2 protein-coding genes are annotated in these 1,116 nt (G+C 63.9%); both read right to left on the bottom strand.

Going from position 1 to position 1,116, the window contains the following annotated elements; genetic code table 11:
• On the bottom strand, positions 1-577 hold a 577-nt coding region (locus AX685_RS09755), incomplete at its 3' end, for a cation transporter (RefSeq protein WP_066488052.1).
• On the bottom strand, positions 574-1,116 hold a 543-nt coding region (locus AX685_RS09750), incomplete at its 5' end, for a ZIP family metal transporter (protein ID WP_066488049.1). The genes AX685_RS09750 and AX685_RS09755, both read right to left, overlap by 4 nt.

The raw sequence follows: 1,116 nt of genomic DNA, 5'->3' as shown, positions 1-1,116 counted from the left end.
CGGCGCGCGCGTCGCGCAGGATTTCGACACCGCCCTTGATGGCGATGATGGCGGTAGCGAAGCCGACCAGAAGGTCCGGCCAGTTGGTGCCCAGCCACAGCACCAGCACGCCCGCGATCAGGATGCCGCCATTGGAAATGAAGTCATTGAAGCTGAAGGTGGTGGCGGCCCGTAGGTTAACGTCCGGATCCTTGAGCCGCTGGAGCAGCCGCAGGCAGAGGTAGTTTACGACGCCGGCGATCGCCGACATGACCATCATGGTCGGTCCGATCGGCTCGCTCCCCTGCACATAGCGTCGCCCGACATCGATCAGGATGCCGCCCGCAAAGATCAGCAGCATTACCCCCGATGCGATCGCGGCGCGCGTCTTCCACGTCTTACCGTGGGTCAGCGCGACGAGGCTGAGAGCGTAAACGGCGGTGTCGGACAGATTGTCGACGCCGTTGGCGATGAGCGCACTTGAATCGGCGAACGCGCCGGATACGAAAAAGCCCGCTGCGATTGCTGCGTTCAGCAGCAGCACGATCCAGAGCGTGCGACGCTCCTGCGTGCCCGCGTTGTCGTTGCTCGCATTCATCCCATGATCTCCTCGAGCGTCAGGAGGGCGAGGAACCCTACGAAGAACATCGAGCTGATGAGCGGGGTGTCAGGCTTCTCGTGCGCCTCAACCAGCAGCTCTTCCGTGACGAGGTAGAGCAGCGCCATCAGCCCAAAGCTCAGGAAGCCAGCGACCATTACCGGCGAGAGCGTGGCGACAGGAACGGCAGCGAGCGCGCCGATCGGCAGCAGCAGCGCCAAGGCCGAGACGATCACGATGATGCGCAGGCGCGAGCGATAGGTTTCCGCCAGCTCGTTGGTCAGTGTCAGACCCAGGAAGAGCACTTCGAGTGTCAGCGCGATCGTCAGCAGAAATCCCGCCTTCTCGCCCGCGACGAACGCAAGGCCGAGCACCAGGCCATCGACCAGGATGTCGATGCCGATCGCGGCGAGCAGCGCCATCGGCCCCTTGAAGCGGGCCTCGAAAGCCTTGAGACCCAGCATCGTTACGACGCCCGCCGCCCCGCCGATCAACGTCGCGCTGGGCGAAGCCTCATGCTTGACCTGCGGCAGGATTTC

It is taken from the genome of Sphingomonas sp. CCH9-F2 (genome assembly GCF_001556735.1).
Taxonomy (GTDB): domain Bacteria; phylum Pseudomonadota; class Alphaproteobacteria; order Sphingomonadales; family Sphingomonadaceae; genus Sphingomonas; species Sphingomonas ginsenosidimutans.
Note: the sequence above shows the minus strand (reverse complement) of the source record. Positions and strands in the feature narration are given on the sequence as shown.